Origin of the sequence: Rhodanobacter sp. Root627, assembly GCF_001427835.1 — a bacterium.
In the GTDB taxonomy this organism is placed as follows: domain Bacteria; phylum Pseudomonadota; class Gammaproteobacteria; order Xanthomonadales; family Rhodanobacteraceae; genus Rhodanobacter; species Rhodanobacter ginsenosidimutans.
The window spans coordinates 1,538,504-1,555,876 of record NZ_LMGW01000001.1; the positions used below are offsets into that span (position 1 = coordinate 1,538,504).

Below are 17,373 nucleotides of genomic sequence, written 5' to 3' on the forward strand. Positions count from 1 at the left end.
AAAACACCTACCCGGCGATGGCGACGCGCCGCGGCCCCAGCTCCCGACTTGCCGAGTATCCCCCTCGATATGAAACATGCCGCCGGCACGCTCGCCTTCATTGCCCGATTCGTGATTCTCGGGCTGGCGATCGCCTTCGTGATCACCCTGTTGTGGCCCGGCAGCGGTGATCGCCTGCGCAGTCGATTCGGGGTAACGACCACGCCGCCAGCACGTACCGAGCCGACCAGTGCGCCGGCCGGCAGCCCGTTGTCGTATGCCGACGCGGTGGCCGCCGCCGAACCTTCGGTGGTGAATATCTACGCCAACAAGATCGTCACCGGCCAGGCCTTCCGGATGTACAACGATCCGCTGCTGCAGCAACTGCTCGGCGGGCAGCCGACCACATACCAGAGGCGGGAACAGACTCTTGGGTCGGGCGTGATCGTCAACGCGCAGGGCCAGGATTACGTACTGACCAACAACCACGTCATCGCGCACGCCGCCGATATCCAGGTGCTGCTCTACGACGGCCGCATCGCCAAGGCGACGCTGGTGGGCGCCGACGAGGAAACCGACCTGGCGGTATTGAAGATCGACGCCAGCAACCTGCCCTCCATCCACATCGCCGATCAGCAACCACTGCGCGCCGGCGACGTAGTGCTGGCGATCGGCAACCCGCTGGGCCTCAACCAGACCGTGACGATGGGCATCGTCAGCGCGATCGGGCGCCAGTTGAACAGCTCCAGCGCCGAGGATTTCATCCAGACCGACGCGGCCATCAACCTCGGCAATTCGGGTGGCGCGCTGATCAACGCCCGCGGCCTGCTGGTCGGCATCAATACGCTGTTGATCGGCAAGGCGGCCGGGGCCGAGGGCATCGGTTTTGCCATCCCGGTCAACACGGCCATGAAGGTCCTCGACCAGATCATTGCCACCGGGCACGTGGTGCGCGGTTGGCTGGGCGCCGATTACGCCTTCGTGCCGGTGGCCGCCAACAGCGGCCTGCCGGCGGCGGCGCGCGGCGCCCAGGTAACGGACGTCTATCCGGGTAGCCCGGCAGCCCTCGCCGGCCTGCAGCCGCACGACATCCTGCTGAAAATAGGCAAGGACGACATTCTCGATCCAGCCGATCTGCGACGACATGAGGCAGCGTTGGAACCGGGCAGCAAGGTCACGGTTTCCGGCCTGCGCAACGGCGCTCCCTTCCATTCGGAACTGACGGTCGCCAAACGTCCGCCCATGGCCACCAGCACCACCTCGGACGACTGAGCGGAATCCCGCCTGGCCCAGTTCACCCGGCCCGGTCAGCCCGGCCCGCTGGCCGCCAGCGGCGGATGGATCGCTGCGCCATAACGCTGCCGCAGCGTACCGACACGTTCTACATACACCTTGGTTTCCGCGTACGGCGGCACGCCGTTGTAGCGTTGCACGGCGCCCCGGCCCGCGTTGTAGGCAGCCGCCGCCAAGCGTTCGTTGCCGTGGAAATTCTGCAGCAGCAAACCCAGGTAACGCGCGCCGCCGCGGATGTTCTGGTCGGCATCGAAGGCATCCAGCACACCCATGTCGCTGGCCGTGCCCGGCATCAGTTGCATCAGCCCCTGCGCGCCCTTTATCGAAAGCGCGCGCGGATTGAACGCGCTTTCGGCATGGATGATCGCGCGCAGAAACGCCTCGTCGACGCCATATTCAAGACTGGCGGCACGGATGGTGTCGTTGTAGGCGGTGAGGTTGAGCGCCACCCGCCCCCAGCGAATGGTGGAATGCAGATCGCAGGCAGCACAGGTGGCGATGTAGCTGAAAAGCAGGGTCGCCGCCTTGCGGCCGCGCGGCGGCAGGTTGGTGTATTCAACGGTGCCGTCGTGGCCCACGACACGGTAAACCGCTCCGCGCAACACCCTGGTCGACGGGGCGATCGCCGTGGCTGGCGCCGCTTCGGCATCATGCGATTCGCGATAACTCCATTGCCCTGGCTTGGCGGCGACGGCGACGGGTGCCGGGTGCGCGCCCTTGCCGGTGGTGCTTGCGCTCGCCTCCACCTGGGCCAACGAAGCGCGCCGTACCGAGGCCGCGCCCACCGCCGTGGCACTGGTCTGCACGCTCCCTTGCACGTTGGCCAGCGACACCGGCTCGATGCCATCCGCTGCCAGGCTGCGCGCCGAGGTCGTCACGTCGCCGTTCGCCCGCGCCAGCGATGCCCGCGGCACCGGCACCTTGCGCGACGGCGAGGCACCGAACGTGCTGATCCGCTTGCAGCCGTGGTAGCCCACCGTGCTGCTGCTGAACACCGCTTCCCCACCGCTGCCCGTGCAGCGGTACAACGCACCCGCTGAAGCACCCGGCAGCCAGAAGGCGCCGCACAGCAATGCGCCGGCCAGCGCGAGCCGGCGCGGCAACGTGATCAAGGAGAAGCCCCCGGCGAACCGACCGACGCTTCCCCCGTGGCGTGCGGTATCGAACATGCGCAGAGTGTGGCGCCAACGCAACGTCGACGCCAAGTGCAATGTCTCACTTTTGCGGAACCGCAGCGGCCCGCGGCCAGTTGACGCAAGTGGTTGATCCGCGAAGCATCGATTGGCGGGGCCAGTCGTGCAGGGGTAAAATGCGCGGTTCAGTGCATTACGCCTCACCAACCACGGTACCCACGCCATGAGCGGCAAACTCTTCATCAAGACCCACGGCTGCCAGATGAACGAGTACGACTCGGCCAAGATGGCCGACGTGCTGCGGGAGTCGCACGGCATGGAGCTGACGCTGGACGAGTCCGAGGCGGACGTGATCCTGATCAACACCTGCTCGATCCGTGAGAAGGCGCAGGAAAAAGTCTTCAGCCAGCTCGGCCGCTGGAAGCAGCACAAGAAGGACGGCAAGCCGGTGCTGATCGGCGTCGGCGGTTGCGTGGCCTCGCAGGAAGGCGCGGCGATCGTCAAGCGCGCGCCGTACGTGGACCTGGTGTTTGGCCCGCAGACCCTGCATCGCCTGCCCCAGCTGATCGAGCAGCAGCGCGCCAGCGGCTTGCCGCAGGTCGACATCAGCTTTCCGGAAATCGAGAAGTTCGACTGCCTGCCCGAGCCGCGCGCCGAAGGCCCCACCGCGTTCGTGTCGATCATGGAAGGTTGCTCGAAGTACTGCAGCTACTGCGTGGTGCCGTACACCCGCGGCGAGGAACTGAGCCGTCCGTTCGACGACGTGATCGTCGAAGTCGCCAAGCTGGCCGCCCAGGGCGTGCGCGAGGTCAACCTGCTGGGCCAGAACGTCAACGCCTACCGCGGACCCACCTTCGACGGCGGCACCGCCGACCTGGCCGTGCTGATCCACGCCATCGCCCAGATCGACGGCATCGGCCGCATCCGCTTCACCACCTCGCATCCGCTGGAGTTTTCCGACTCGTTGATCGAGGCCTACGCCAACGTGCCGCAGTTGGCCAACTACCTGCACCTGCCGGTGCAGGCCGGCTCCGACCGCATTCTCAGCGCCATGAAGCGCGGCTACACGGCGCTGGAATTCAAGCAGAAGATCCGCAAGCTGCGCGCGGTGCGGCCGGATATCTGCGTGTCATCCGACTTCATCGTGGGCTTCCCCGGCGAGACCGAGGCGGATTTCGAGAAGACCATGAAACTGATCGAGGACATCGGCTTCGACCAGAGCTTCTCCTTCATCTTCTCCTCGCGCCCGGGCACACCGGCGGCGGGGCTGGCCGACGACACGCCGGCCGAAGAAAAGCACGCCCGGCTGAGCCGGCTCCAGGCCGCGATCAACGCCAATGCGAAACGGATCAGCCAGGCGATGATCGGCAGCGTGCAGCGCGTGCTGGTGGAAAAACCCAGCACGCGCGACGCCTCCGAGCTGACCGGCCGCACCGAGAACATGCGCTTCGTGAACTTCGCCGGCCACCCGCGCCTGATCGGCCAGTTCGTCGACGTGGAGATCACCGAGGCGATGGCCAATTCGCTGCGCGGACGCGTGAAGCTGACCGACGACGTCGCCGCCTGACTCTGTCGCCCGGCCGAACGGCGGCTGGGCGATCCCCCGGGTAACCAATCGCCGCCACCGCCCAGGGCAGATCGAAGCTCACCATCGGCTCGGATTTCGGCTACTGCCGCGCCATACCCGCCTTTGCCGGTGGGTAGGGGCCTGCCGGCCGCGGAAAACGGGCTCCGGCACAGCGGCGCGCACGAGGCTCCACGAAAAGTGGGCACGGCCTCTCCGAACCTCGCCGGCGGTCACAAATGACCTTGCAAACAATGGATGACCTTCCGCGCAGACTGCGGTAGATTCAACAACATACGGGGATGGGGTAGAAATACGGTTATGTCTTCTGAAGTGCAAGCAACGCTCGCGGGTTTATCCGGCATGGCGCGCCGGCTGGTATCCGAAGGCGTACTGCCGGAGACGGATGTGCGCAAGGCGATGTCCGACAGCGCCGCGCATAAAACCACGCTGGCGGTCTGGCTGCTGGACCATGGCCTGGTCGACAGCGCGCGCATGACGCAGATCGCGTCAGCCGAATTCGGCATGCCGATGATGGATGTCTCGGCGCTCAATCCGACCACCATGCCGATGGACCTGATCAGTGAAGCGCTGATCAGCAAGCATCAGGCCCTGCCCCTGTTTCGCCGTGGCAAGCGCCTGTTCGTCGGCATTGCCGATCCCATGCAGTCGCGCGCGCTGGACGAGATCAAGTTCAACTCCAACTGCAATGTCGAACCGATCCTGGTCGAGCGTGCCACGCTGCAGCGCACGATCGAGACCTTGCTCAACAGCATGCGCGACACCATGCCGGATATCGGCGGCAGCGAGCTGGACGGGCTGGAGCTGGAGATCGGCGATGACGAGAGCGAGGCCGCCGGCACCGGCGTCGACGCGAACGCCAACGACGACGCGCCGGTGGTGAAATTCGTCAACAAGATCCTGCTCGACGCGATCCGCCGCGGCGCGTCGGACATCCATTTCGAGCCGTTCGAAACGCAGTACCGGGTACGCCTGCGCATGGATGGCATGTTGCGCGCCGTGGCCAGCCCGCCGATGAAACTGGCCAACCGCATCTCCTCCCGCCTGAAGGTGATGTCGCAACTGGACATCGCTGAGAAGCGCGTGCCGCAGGATGGCCGCATCAAGCTCAACCTGTCCAAGACCCGCGCAGTCGACTTCCGCGTCAGCACGCTGCCGACCCTGTTCGGCGAAAAGATCGTGCTGCGTATCCTCGATGGCTCGTCGGCCAAGGTCGGTATCGAAAAACTGGGCTACGAACCGGATCAGCAGAAGCTCTACGTCGACGCCATCCACAAACCCTACGGCATGGTGCTGGTCACCGGCCCCACCGGCTCGGGCAAGACCGTGTCGCTGTATACCGGCCTGAACATGCTCAATACCGCCGAGCGCAACATCTCGACGGTGGAAGACCCGGTGGAAATCCGCGTCGAAGGCATCAACCAGGTGCAGCAGAACGCCAAGCGCGGCATGACTTTCGCCAGCGCGCTGCGATCGTTCCTGCGCCAGGATCCGGACGTGATCATGGTCGGCGAAATCCGCGACCTGGAAACCGCGGAAATCGCGATCAAGGCGGCGCAGACCGGCCACATGGTGCTGTCCACGCTGCACACCAACGACGCGGCACAGACCATCGCCCGATTGATGAACATGGGCATCGCGCCGTACAACATCACCTCGTCGGTCACCCTGATCATCGCCCAGCGCCTGGCCCGGCGCCTTCACGACTGCAAGAAGCCGCAAAGCCTGCCGCCGAACGTGCTGCTGGCGGCGGGCTTCACCCAGGCCGACATCGACGCGGGCATGACCGTATACGAAGCGGTCGGCTGCTCGGGGTGCAATGATGGCTACAAGGGCCGCGTGGGCATTTACCAGGTGATGCCGATGCTGGAGGAAATCCAGAAGATCATCCTGCAAGGCGGCAACGCCCTGCAGATTTCCGAGGTGGCGAAGGCGCAAGGCATCAATGATTTGCGTGCGTCGGCACTGCTCAAGGTGAAAAACGGGTTGACCAGCCTGACCGAGATCGACCGCGTCACCAAGGACTGAGCAAGACATTTGTTGGAAAAACCGTTGGCTGGAGTTGCGTTGCGCGCCACGGTTTGGGGGCTGGAAATTGGCATAAGCTGTACTGACCTTGCCTGCCGCCTGCGGCAAGTCTGGATTGGATCATTGGGGGAAAATGCGCATGGCCACGGCTACCGCAAGCAAGACGCGCACGCTCGGCGCCCAACGCGCCGAAGTCAGCAGGCTGACCACCTACGAGTGGGTGGCGCTGGACAAGCGCGGCAAACGAATGAAAGGCGACATGCCGGCGAAGAACGCCTCGCTGGTAAAAGCCGAACTGCGCCGCCAGGGGATGAATCCGCAGACCGTGCGCGAACGCGCCAAGCCGCTGTTCGGTTCGTCCGGCAAGCCAGTCAAGCCGCTCGACGTCGCGGTTTTCAGCCGCCAGATCGCCACCATGATGGCGTCCGGCGTACCCATCGTGCAGTCGTTCGACATCATTGCCGACGGCCAGAAAAACGTCCGCTTCAAGAACATCCTGCTGGATGTGAAGCAGAACATCGAAGGTGGCTCGGCCCTGCACGAAGCGCTGCACCGCTATCCGGTGCAATTCGACGAGCTGTACTGCAACCTGGTGCGCGCGGGTGAAGCCTCCGGTGTGCTGGACACGGTACTGGACACCGTGGCCACCTACAAAGAGCGCATGGAAGCGATCAAGAAGAAGATCAAGAAAGCGCTGTTCTACCCGATGATGGTGCTGGCCGTGGTGTTCATGGTCTGCCTGATCATGCTGCTGTTCGTGGTGCCGGTGTTCGCCAAGACCTTCCAGGACGCCGGCGCGCAGCTGCCGGCGCCGACGCAGTTGCTGGTGAGCGCTTCGGAGTTCATGCAGAGCTATTGGTGGGTGGTGATCGGCATCATCGGCGGCAGCATCGCGGCGCTCATTGTCGCCAAGAAACGCTCGGTGAAGTTTGCCCATTTCCTGGACCGCATGGCGCTCAAGATGCCGGTGATGGGCAACATCGTGCGCAACTCGGCCATCGCCCGTTTCGCCCGCACGCTGGGCGTCACGTTCCGCGCCGGTGTGCCGCTGGTCGAGGCGCTGGATGCGGTGGCAGGCGCCACCGGCAGCGTGGTTTATGGCGACGCGGTGCACCAGATGCGCGAGGACATCGCGGTCGGCCACCAACTGCAACTGGCGATGAAGCAGACCGGCCTGTTCCCCAACATGGTGGTGCAGATGACTGCCATCGGCGAGGAATCCGGCGCCCTGGACAACATGTTGTTCAAGGTGGCGGAGTTCTACGAGGAGGAAGTCAGCAACGCGGTCGACACGCTGTCGACCCTGCTCGAGCCCATCATCATGGTGGTGCTCGGCACCTTGGTCGGCGGCATGGTGGTCGCGTTGTACCTGCCGATCTTCAAGCTCGCCGGCACGTTCTGAGCTTGCGAAGAACATGATGCGGAAACGGCGGGCAATGCCCGCCGTTTCCGTTGTAGGAGCGCACCCTGTGCGCGAAAGCTCTTCGCGCACAGGGTGCGCTCCTACACGAAGCACCGTAACCTAGGCTGCTCTCTTCGCACGCCTCACATACAAGGCTGACGCATGCCCGATCTTCCTTTTGCCCTTTGGATCACCATCGCCGTCGTGCTGGGCCTGCTGGTCGGCAGTTTCCTCAACGTGGTGATCCTGCGCCTGCCCGAACGGATGGCGGCGGGGTGGCGGCAGGAAGCCCGCGACGTGCTGGAACTGGAGGCCGACGCCACGCCACTGCCGCCCGGCATCGTGCGCGAACCATCGCATTGCCCGCACTGCAAACATCGCCTGGCGGCTGGCGACAACATCCCGCTGTTCAGCTGGCTGCTGCTGCGCGGGCGCTGCCGTTATTGCAAGGCGGCCATCTCGATCCAGTACCCGCTGGTGGAACTGCTCAGTGGCATCCTGAGCGCCGTCATCGTGTGGAAGTTCGGGCCGACCGGGGTGGCGCTGGCGGGGTTGGTGTTTACCTGGACGCTGATTGCGCTGGCCGGCATCGACTTCCGCACCCAACTGCTGCCCGATCAGCTGACCTTCCCGCTGCTGTGGCTGGGCCTGCTGCTGTCGTTGCTGCCGATGTTCGTGGCGGCACCGTCGGCGATCATCGGCGCCGCCGCCGGCTACCTGAGCTTGTGGAGCGTGTACCGGCTGTTCAAGCTGCTCACCGGCAAGGAAGGCATGGGTTACGGCGATTTCAAATTGCTGGCCGCGCTGGGCGCGTGGATGGGGCCGGTGTCGTTGCTGCCGATCATCCTGTTGTCGTCGCTGATCGGTGCGCTGATCGGCGGCACGCTGATTGCCCTGCGCCGGCACCAACGGGAGTTGCCGATGCCGTTCGGGCCGTTCATCGCGGCGGCCGGCTGGGTCTGGCTGGTAGCCGGTGATGGCCTGCTGCAGGGCTACATGCAGTTCACCGGCCTGCGATGAACACGCGGCCTTTCGTCGTCGCCGTGACCGGCGGCATTGCCTCCGGCAAGAGCGCGGTGACGCGCCGGTTCCAGGCCCTGGGTGTGCCTGTGCACGACGCCGACGTGGCGGCCCGCGAAGTCATCGAACCGGGCACGCCCGGACTGCGGGCGGTGGTGCAGGCCTTTGGCCAAGACGTGCTGGACCAGGACGGCCGGCTGGACCGCCCCGCGATGCGCCGCCACGTGTTTGCCGATGACGGCGCCCGACGCAAGCTGGAACAGATCATCCATCCACGCGTGCGCGAGTGGCTGCACGATCGCGCGATGGCGCAGCACGATCCCTATTGCCTGCTGGCGATCCCGTTGCTGGCGGAGAACATGGACGCCTACCGCTGGGTGGATCGCGTGCTGCTGGTGGATGCGCCGCCAGCGACGCAGATCGCGCGGCTGGTCGAGCGCGACGGCATCGACGCGGCGCTGGCGCAGCGCATGCTGGATCGCCAGGCGAGTCGCACCGAACGCCTGGCCGTGGCCGACGACGTGATCGACAACAGCGGCGGTGAAGCAGCACTGGACGACGCCGTCATGGCACTGCACCAGCGCTATCTGGCGCAAGCGCGTTAGGAAGCAGTACCACCCACCGTCATGTTGTCGATCTTCAGGGTTGGCTGGCCCACGCCCACGGGCACGCTCTGGCCGTCCTTGCCGCACACGCCCACGCCTTCATCCAGCTTCAGGTCGTTGCCGATCATCGAAACGCGGTTGAGCACTTCCGGGCCGGAGCCGATCAAGGTGGCGCCCTTCACCGGGCGGGTGATGCGGCCGTCCTCGATCAGGTAGGCCTCGCTGGCGGAAAACACGAACTTGCCGTTGGTGATGTCCACCTGCCCGCCACCGAAATTGGGTGCGTACAAGCCACGTTTCACCGAGCGGATGATTTCCTGCGGGTCGTGCTGGCCGGCCAGCATGTAGGTGTTGGTCATGCGCGGCATCGGCAGCGCGGTGAACGATTCGCGGCGACCGTTACCGGTGGATTTGACGCCCATCAGCCCGGCGTTGAGCTTGTCCTGCATGTAGCCCTTGAGGATGCCGTTCTCGATCAGCGTGGTGCACTCGGTCGGCGTGCCTTCGTCATCGATGCTGAGCGAACCGCGGCGATTGGCAAGCGTGCCGTCATCGACCACGGTGACCCCAGCGGCAGCCACGCGATCACCGATGCGGCCGGCGAAGGCGGAGCTGCCCTTGCGGTTGAAATCGCCTTCCAGCCCGTGCCCGATCGCCTCGTGCAGCAGCACGCCGGGCCAGCCCGGACCAAGCACTACCGTCATGCTGCCGGCCGGGGCATCGACCGCCTCCAGGTTCACCAGCGCCTGGCGCACGGCCTCGTCGGCGAAACCCAGGGCGCGGCCGTTCTCCATCAGTTCGCGATAACTGTGGCGACCGCCACCGCCGGAATGACCCTGCTCGCGCCGGCCGTTCTGCTCCGCGATCACCTGCACGCTCATGCGCACCAGCGGCCGCACGTCAGCCGCCAGGGTGCCGTCGGAGGCGGCGATCAGGATGGTGTCGACGGTGGCGGCAATGCTGACGATCACCTGTTTGATGCGCGGGTCGCGCGAACGCGCATACGCATCGACCTCGCGCAGCAGCGCGATCTTGTCGGGGTTGGGCAGGCTGTCGACCGGATCGATGGCCGGATACAGCTGACGCGCGCCGTTCAGCGCCAGCGGCTTGCCGGCGCCGTTGCCGTCATGCGCGATGGCGCGGGCCGCTTTGGACGCCTGCAACAGCTGCGGCATCACGATCTCGTCGGAATAGGCGAAGCCGGTCTTTTCACCCGAGATGGCACGCACGCCCACGCCCTGCTCGATCGAATGACTGCCGTCCTTGACGATGCCCTCCTCCAGCAGCCACGACTCGCTGCGCGAATGCTGGAAATACAGGTCGGCGGCGTCGATCGACGGCCCCATCAATTGCGAGAAAACGCGATCGAGATCGGTGGCGGCAAGGCCGCCGGGCGTCAACAACCGGCGCTCGGCCTGGGCAATCAGGGAATCCATCAAATCTCAGCCATTCAATGCGGGGGAGTCTTGTCAGATGAGGGTCGGAGCGCACCGTTTAAAGGGAACCTGCGGGGATCGCCGCCCCAACGTTGCCGTCGCGGGCCTCAATGCGCGGCAGAACTGGCTGGCGCCGGCAGCAAGGTCGTACCGGCCGCAGGCGGCTCCCCCGCGTCGCGATACGGCGGCGCCAGAACCGGCGCGGTTGTCGCGGGCGTGGGCACATCGTGTTTCTCGATCAGCGTCATCACTGGTTTGTCCCAGCTGCCGCTGACGTGATATCGGGCGCCTGCGGCGCGGTTGAGGCCCTTGCCGAGCAAGCCCTGCATGGCGATCCCCGCCGCCGCACCGATGGGTCCGGCCACTACGGCTCCCACGATCGGCAAGCTGTTGCCCACATGCGGTACCACGGTCACCTGCTGGTCGTAATCGCGGCTGCGCAGGCCGGTGCGGCCGGAAATGCTGATCCGGGCCGCCGGCCCCTGAATCACCAGGTTGTCGGTGGTGGCATTGCCGTCGGCCAGGGTGAAGTCGCCGGTGATCGCGTCGAATGCGAGGCCCTTGCCGAACACGTCGCCGAAATCCAGGGTCAGCCGACGCGGCAGTTCGGCCATCGACACCAGACCGAACAACCGGCCCATGCCGGGTGGAACCTCCGGAATGCGGCCGTCGCTGACGTTCACTTTCAAGGTGCCGCGCATGTTGGCCAGCGCCAGCGCCGAGGGCGACCCGGGCCAGCTGGCATCCAGCTCGTCATGCGTCTTGCCGCCTTCGAACAGACCGGTGTAGCCCAGCGCGGTCAGCATGCTGCCGAGGTTTTCCGCGGCGAATTCGATGCGCATATGAGTATGACTGTCGCTGGCCGTGCCATTCCAGTCGCCACTGCCGGTGATCTGCACGCGACTGGACAGCGCACGCAGTTGATCGATGTGCATGCCGTCGGCCGTCGGCCAGCTTTCCAGCCGCGCTTCGCCCAAGCGCGCCGTACCCAGGCGCAAATCACTCACCCACAGATGCAGCGGCGGTACCGATGCGGGAGCGATGCCGGTATCGGACGGGTGATCCTCCACCGCGGACGCGGGAGTCGGCTCGGCCGGTGGCGCCGCGGCCACTGCGGGCGCGGCAGACGGCTTGTGCGGCTCAGTCGACTCCTTCGTCTCCTTCGGCCAGTACAAGCGCTGCAACCGCGCCGTGATGCCGCGCTTGGCGAGTTCCTGCCGCGGAATGCTGAAATTGCCGACCATCGCCGCGCCCGTCACGTCCACGCTCAACGCATCCGGCTGCACATTGGCGCGGATCTGCATCGCACCCAGCGGCTGGCCAAACCACTCGGCGTGTTCGGTGCTTACATCCACGCTTTCCAGACCCGGCCCATCGCCGCCCGTGCCGGCCGCAGCGCGCTGGACCCAGCCTGTCACATCCAGCGTGTCGGCGTGACCGAGGATGCGCAGGTCTTTTGCGGGCAAGGCGGTGGGCATCTCGCTGCCGAAGGCCAGGGCGCCGGCCAGCGGCTTCCGCGCACCCGGGTTGCCCGTGTTCGGTACATCCTGCGGCAGACGCAAATGCCCGCGCATCACCTGCCCCAATGACAGCTGCACATCGCTGCCATCGACCGGCAGCGTCAGCGCCACGTGCAGCGGCAGGCTGCCATTGGCGGGTTTGCGTAGCGGAGCCGGCAGATCGAGCGCGGTGCCGTCCAGGCTGGAATCGATGCGCAAGGACTGCGCGGCGGGTGCCGCGCCACGCGAATCGGCAATGGAAAAACCGACCGTGAAATCGCTGCGGCCGTCGGCAAGCTTGCCCAGCCAATCCAGCGTCGGGTAATCGCTGACCAGTTCGGCCATCGTGTAGCGGCCTGTCATGCTGGCCGAAAGCACTGTCGATGGGTCACCGGTTGCGGCACCCACCGCCAGTTGCAGCGTCGAGGGCTGGCCATGGAACGCGCCGCTCAACGGCCCCACCCGCAGGCCATGCGCGTCGAAACGCAGCGGGCCGGCAAGCTTGCCCAGCGCCAGGTTCCAGTCCGGCGCATCAAGATCGGCGGCACTGAGCTGCGCCTTGCCGTCAAGGCTCACCGACTGCACGTCATGCAGCGGCAACACCAGGTGGAAATCGAACGTGGCGCTGCCGCCGAGTTTCATTTTTGCCAGTACATCAGCCTCGCGACGCGCCACCGGGCTTTGCCGGGCGAACGTGAGCAGATCACGGGCGGCGCCGTGGCCGCTCACGTTGAGGTCGAGCAGGCTTTGCCCGTAGTCGGGTATCACCGCGACAGCCTTGTCGACCTTGACGCCCAACGACTGGCCACTGCTGGCTTCGGCCAGCAAGCCGTTGTTGACGAAACTGGCGACCACATCAACGCCTTTGGCGACCGGCCATTCGTCGTGGCCATAATCCAGCGTCAGGTCGCTGATGTTCGCGTGCGCCTCGAACCGCCCTTCATTGTGGCGAAACGGCCAGTCGGCCAGATTCCCGTGCAGCACGACCTGCGCGCTGTCGAGCGTGCCGCCGGCCAGTGCGGTGTCCAGCCAGGCGGTGGTCCCATGGGGCGATGTCGATGGCGGAAGGAACAGGCGCGTCGCCGTGACATCCGCGTGATCCACCGCGGCATACAGGTCGACAAACGGCTTGCCGCCTTTCGCGGGCAACAGCACCTGGCCACGCACCTGCCCGGCAAAACCGTCGCCTTCGATGTCGAGTGCATCGGCGCCGAGATGCCAGTCGTCACCGTCAGGCCAGAACGCCAGCGTGCCGCCAAGTTTCGACAACGCGAGTGGCTGGCGGAAAAGATGCGGGAACGTCAGCGTGGTCGCCTGCACGGGCAGTTCCAGCGAAAGCGCCTCGCCATCACCGCGCAGGGTGCCGCGCAACCCGCTGACGCCCGGCAATGCACCGGCCGCGTCGATGCCCACGTCCTTGAACGCCAGCTCGATCGACCGCAACCCGGCCGCCTCGCTCCAGTTCATCGCCAGCCGGCTCAATTCACCATGGGGGCGTCCATCGCCCAGCCACTGCGCCACCCCGTTCGGGAGCCCGGATTTCAGCGCCAGCCACGGCAACAATGGCGCCAGTTGCAGATCGCGGGCGGCAACGGCCAGCCACCGCTTTCCATCTGCCGGCTGGTGCAGCGCCAGCACCAGCGCGCCGCCCTGGTCGCCCGCCCAGCGCAGTTCGTAACCGTCATCGTTCCGGCGCAGGCTGGCCACGCCATGCAAGGCGGGCACGTTGGCGCTGTCGTGGTTCGGCGCGGTGATCTGCACGTCGTTGAGATCGAGGCGCGCGGTGGCGCCGACGATGCGCTTGTCGCGCCAATCAACCCAAACCCCCAAGCGACCATGGCCACGATTGGCCGTATAGCCGTCCATATCGACGCCTTGCAGCGCCGCCTGGAGATCCACCTGATCCGCGCCGAGCCAGAGCCTGCCCGCACTGCCGTCATCGCTGAAACGCCCGACCACGCTCAGTGATCCCGCCGCACCGGTCCGGTGCAGCACGCCACCAACCCGCAAGTTTCCGCCGCGACGGCTCAGCCGAAGCTGACGGGAGGTGAGTGTGTAATGCCGGTCGAGCGCTTCATCGGTGACATTGACGCGCACGTCGTTCAGCCACAGATCGAGCGACATGCCTCGCAGCGATACCGGCTGCCGCTGCGCCGTGGCATCCGTACCGATGCCATCGAGATGCCAGCGGCCATCACGACTGTGCAGGACATCGAGTTGCAACCCGCTCACGTGCAGGTTGAACAGATGCCGCGACGGCCAAAGCCAGCCACCGAAATCGAGCTTCAAACTCGACGAGGGAATGTGCAACGGGCTTCCGCTTTCGCCTACCGGCACGCCGATGGTCACGCCATGCAGCACCAGCGACGGGCCGGAACGGGGGCGATGGCCCTCCATCGCCTCGATGCTGACGGGGCGTTGCAGGCGTTGCGAAAGCTTTGCGGCCACCCAGTCCGGGTGATGGGCCACCAGCGGCAGCAACAGCTGCGCCAACGCCACCATCAATGCGAGGGCGATCAGCAGACTGCCTGCCGTCCAGCCCAGGCCACGAGCGGCCCGCTGCCAACGGCGTCGCCACTCCATGTTCACGCGCAACGGATCCCGACGGATTTACAGCAAAACGACATCAAACTGTTCCTGCGAATAATGCTCTTCAGCCTGAAATCGTATGCTTTTGGAGATGAACTCTTCCAGTTCCGCCACCGCGCCTGACTCTTCTTCCAGGATGCGGTTGACCACCGCCGGGTTGGCCATCACCAGCAGCTTCTCGGCATCGAACTGGCGGACCGCGCGGGTGATCTCGCGGAAGATCTCGTAGGTGATGGTTTCGGCGGTTTTCAGCACGCCCCGGCCGTTGCAGGTGGCGCAGGGCTCGCACAGTTGCCGGGCCAGGCTTTCCGTGGTGCGCTTGCGCGTCATCTCCACCAGGCCCAGTGCGGAAATCGGGTACACGGTGGTCTTGGCGTGGTCGCGCGCCAGGCCCTTGTTGAGCATCCGCAGCACCTGGCGCTTGTGTTCCTCATCCACCATGTCGATGAAATCGATGATGATGATGCCGCCCAGATTGCGCAGGCGCAGTTGCCGCGATGCGGCCTGGGCCGCTTCCAGGTTGGTGCGGTAGACGGTTTCTTCCAGATTGCGGGTGCCGAGGTAGGCGCCGGTGTTGACATCGATGGTGGTCATCGCTTCGGTCTGGTCGACGATCAGGTAACCGCCGGATTTCAGCGGCACCTCCTTCTTGAGCGCGCGCTGCATTTCGTCCTCGGCCCCGTACAGGTCGAAGATCGGTCGCTCGCCGTCGTAGTGCTCGATGCGGTCGTCCAGGCTCGGCATGAACTTGTGCACGAACTTCACCACGTTGTCGAACGTGGTTTGCGAATCGACGCGCACCTTTTCGATGTCGCTGTTGAGCATGTCGCGCAGGCTGCGCAGCGGCAGCGACAATTCCTCGTAGACGCGCTCGCCCGCCTTCGCCTTGGCGATGTTCTCCTGCACCACACGCCAGACCTTGCCCAGGTAGGCCACGTCGAACGCCAGCGATTCGGCGCTCTGCCCCTCGGCGTTGGTGCGCACGATATAACCCAGCCGGTGGCTGCCGGGAATGTCCTCGCCGATCATCGGCGTGAGCACGTCCTTGAGCCGCTGGCGTTCGGCCTCGTCCTCGATGCGCGCGGAAATGCCCAGGGTGCGCGAATACGGCAACAACACCAGATAGCGGGAAGGAATCGACAGGTGCGCCGACAACCGTGCGCCCTTGGTGCTGATCGGGTCCTTGACCACCTGCACCACGATTTCCTGGCCTTCGTGCACCAGTTCGCTGATCGATGGAATGTGGCCGTTGCCGTTCGATTCCGTGCCATCGGCGCCACCCGGCGCCGGCGGCTTCACGATGTCCGACGCGTGCAGGAACGCCGCGCGCTCCAGCCCGATCTCCACGAACACCGCCTGCATGCCCGGCATCACCCGCTGCACGCGACCCTTGTAGATATTGCCCACGTAGCCACGTTTGGAGGCGCGTTCGACATGCACTTCCTGCAGCATGCCGTTCTCGACCACACCAACTCGTGTTTCCCGCGGGGTTACGTTGATCAGGATCTCTTCACTCACCACACACCCCCAGGACAAGTGTTCTTTATAGCGGGTGGCCGCGGCGGCTGTCGATCCATCGCACGGGCTGTTGTGACGCGGTCGGCCTACGCCGACGATGCGACACGACGATCAGGTACACGGCGCCGGATGAAAGCGCGCCCATAGCGCTCTCAGGGCGAACCCGGCGACGGCCCGTCGGCAGGTTGCGCCAGCAGCGGACGGGAGCGGTCCGGCGGTGACGCGGCGCTTTCAGCCTGATGAAACTCGGTGCGGCGCAGCGGCAGGTGCTGCGGATAGTTGGCCTGCACGAATGCGATCAGCCCCTCGCGCACAAAACAACGCAGGTCCCAGCCGGTGCCCGAATCCACGGTGCTGACCAGCACGCGCAATTGCATCGCCTGTTCATTGGCGTCGGTCACCTGCAACACGCACACCCGGCCGTCCCACTGCGGTGCCTGCTTGCACAACCGCTGCAACTCCGCGCGCAATGGCTCCAGTGGCATGCGGTAATCCAGCCACAGAAACACCGAGCCGATCAGCTGCGAGGTGGTGCGGGTCCAGTTCTGGAACGGGTTCTCGATGAAATAGTTCAGCGGCACCACCAGCCGCCGCTCGTCCCAGATGCTCACGACGACATAGGTGCCGGTGATTTCCTCGATGCGGCCCCACTCCCCTTCGATGATCACCACGTCGTCCAGCCGGATCGGCTGCGCCAGCGCGATCTGCAGGCCGGCGATCAGGTTGCCCAATACCGGCTTGGCGGCAAAACCCAGCGCCAGTCCCGCCACGCCCGCCGACGCCAGCAGGCTGGTTCCGATCTGGCGAACGCCGGGGATCGTCATCAGGATCAGTGCGGCGCCAATCAACACCAGGATGACGTCCCCGGCGCGGCCCAGCACGCGAGCCTGGGTTTGTACCCGCCGTGCACGCAGGTTGTCAGCGGTGTTGAGCGGATATTCGCGCACCATCCAGCTCTCCAGCGCACCGATGCACGACACGCCCAGCCAGGTGGCGGTGCCGATCAACGCCGCCAGCAGCACGTGCTGTATCAACCCGGGAACCATTGGCGACATGCGCAAGGCCACCGTCAACGTGATCAACGGCACCAGCCAGCCCATCGGCGCACTGGCACGGTGCAACATGTCGGTGGCCACCTCGCGGCCACGCGTCAGCCGGCGCAACACCAGGTAAACCAGACGGTGCAACAAGGCGCCGAGCAGCAAGGCGACGACGATGGTGGCGCCCAGTCGTGCCCACGGATGGGCGTTCCAGAAATCGATGAGGGGGATCATGGCCGCCACCTT

At 65.5% G+C, this 17,373-nt stretch carries 11 protein-coding genes; 6 read left to right on the forward strand and 5 right to left on the reverse strand.

What is annotated here, in order from left to right; translation table 11 throughout:
• Nucleotides 1-69 precede the first annotated feature (69 nt).
• A complete protein-coding gene (locus tag ASD68_RS07150; protein WP_056604883.1) occupies nt 70-1,251 on the forward strand; it encodes a trypsin-like peptidase domain-containing protein in 1,182 nt (393 codons plus the stop codon).
• Between the two features lie 35 nt (nt 1,252-1,286).
• Here the strand turns inward: ASD68_RS07150 and ASD68_RS07155 are convergent, their stop codons facing one another.
• On the reverse strand, nt 1,287-2,384 hold the full coding sequence (locus ASD68_RS07155; RefSeq protein ID WP_343123435.1) for a lytic transglycosylase domain-containing protein: 1,098 nt from the start codon (nt 2,382-2,384) through the stop codon (nt 1,287-1,289).
• 244 nt (nt 2,385-2,628) lie between these two features.
• Here ASD68_RS07155 and miaB point away from each other — a divergent pair, with 244 nt between their 5' ends.
• From miaB to coaE, 5 genes are all read left to right on the forward strand, one after another.
• Nucleotides 2,629-3,972: a tRNA (N6-isopentenyl adenosine(37)-C2)-methylthiotransferase MiaB gene (miaB, locus tag ASD68_RS07160; RefSeq protein ID WP_056080601.1), complete on the forward strand. Its 1,344-nt coding sequence runs from the start codon at nt 2,629-2,631 to the stop codon at nt 3,970-3,972.
• 318 nt (nt 3,973-4,290) lie between these two features.
• The gene (gene pilB, locus ASD68_RS07165; RefSeq protein ID WP_056604896.1) at nt 4,291-6,018 is read left to right on the forward strand and encodes a type IV-A pilus assembly ATPase PilB; all 1,728 of its coding nucleotides are present in this window, start codon (nt 4,291-4,293) and stop codon (nt 6,016-6,018) included.
• Nucleotides 6,019-6,157: 139 nt separating this feature from the next.
• Nucleotides 6,158-7,420 (forward strand): type II secretion system F family protein, encoded by a 1,263-nt coding sequence (locus ASD68_RS07170; RefSeq protein ID WP_056604900.1) that lies wholly within the window; start codon nt 6,158-6,160, stop codon nt 7,418-7,420.
• Between the two features lie 162 nt (nt 7,421-7,582).
• On the forward strand, nt 7,583-8,440 hold the full coding sequence (locus ASD68_RS07175) for an A24 family peptidase (protein ID WP_056604903.1): 858 nt from the start codon (nt 7,583-7,585) through the stop codon (nt 8,438-8,440).
• Nucleotides 8,437-9,045: a dephospho-CoA kinase gene (coaE, locus tag ASD68_RS07180; RefSeq protein WP_056604906.1), complete on the forward strand. Its 609-nt coding sequence runs from the start codon at nt 8,437-8,439 to the stop codon at nt 9,043-9,045. Before ASD68_RS07175 ends, coaE begins: the two co-directional genes overlap by 4 nt.
• On the opposite strand, the gene tldD is transcribed toward coaE, so the two are convergent.
• From tldD to ASD68_RS07200, 4 genes are all read right to left on the reverse strand, one after another.
• The gene (tldD, locus tag ASD68_RS07185; RefSeq protein WP_200945333.1) at nt 9,042-10,484 is read right to left on the reverse strand and encodes a metalloprotease TldD; all 1,443 of its coding nucleotides are present in this window, start codon (nt 10,482-10,484) and stop codon (nt 9,042-9,044) included. The two genes, coaE and tldD, sit on opposite strands and share 4 nt — an antisense overlap.
• Before the next feature lie 104 nt (nt 10,485-10,588).
• Complete coding sequence (locus tag ASD68_RS07190) at nt 10,589-14,563, reverse strand: YhdP family protein (RefSeq protein WP_235578675.1); 3,975 nt, start codon at nt 14,561-14,563, stop codon at nt 10,589-10,591.
• 27 nt (nt 14,564-14,590) lie between these two features.
• Nucleotides 14,591-16,087, reverse strand: coding sequence for a ribonuclease G (rng, locus tag ASD68_RS07195; protein ID WP_056081093.1), 1,497 nt, complete (start codon nt 16,085-16,087; stop codon nt 14,591-14,593).
• Nucleotides 16,088-16,239: 152 nt separating this feature from the next.
• On the reverse strand, nt 16,240-17,361 hold the full coding sequence (locus tag ASD68_RS07200) for a mechanosensitive ion channel family protein (RefSeq protein WP_235578654.1): 1,122 nt from the start codon (nt 17,359-17,361) through the stop codon (nt 16,240-16,242).
• Nucleotides 17,362-17,373: the final 12 nt, after the last annotated feature.

Bases quoted from the DNA above. Each gene is read 5' to 3' on its own strand.
- miaB (WP_056080601.1), top strand. From the start codon at position 2,629: ATGAGCGGCAAACTCTTCATCAAGACCCACGGCTGCCAGATGAACGAG.
- ASD68_RS07170 (WP_056604900.1), top strand. From the start codon at position 6,158: ATGGCCACGGCTACCGCAAGCAAGACGCGCACGCTCGGCGCCCAACGC.
- ASD68_RS07175 (WP_056604903.1), top strand. From the start codon at position 7,583: ATGCCCGATCTTCCTTTTGCCCTTTGGATCACCATCGCCGTCGTGCTG.
- ASD68_RS07190 (WP_235578675.1), bottom strand. From the start codon at position 14,563: ATGGAGTGGCGACGCCGTTGGCAGCGGGCCGCTCGTGGCCTGGGCTGG.
- ASD68_RS07200 (WP_235578654.1), bottom strand. From the start codon at position 17,361: ATGATCCCCCTCATCGATTTCTGGAACGCCCATCCGTGGGCACGACTG.
- pilB (WP_056604896.1), top strand. From the start codon at position 4,291: ATGTCTTCTGAAGTGCAAGCAACGCTCGCGGGTTTATCCGGCATGGCG.
- coaE (WP_056604906.1), top strand. From the start codon at position 8,437: ATGAACACGCGGCCTTTCGTCGTCGCCGTGACCGGCGGCATTGCCTCC.
- ASD68_RS07150 (WP_056604883.1), top strand. From the start codon at position 70: ATGAAACATGCCGCCGGCACGCTCGCCTTCATTGCCCGATTCGTGATT.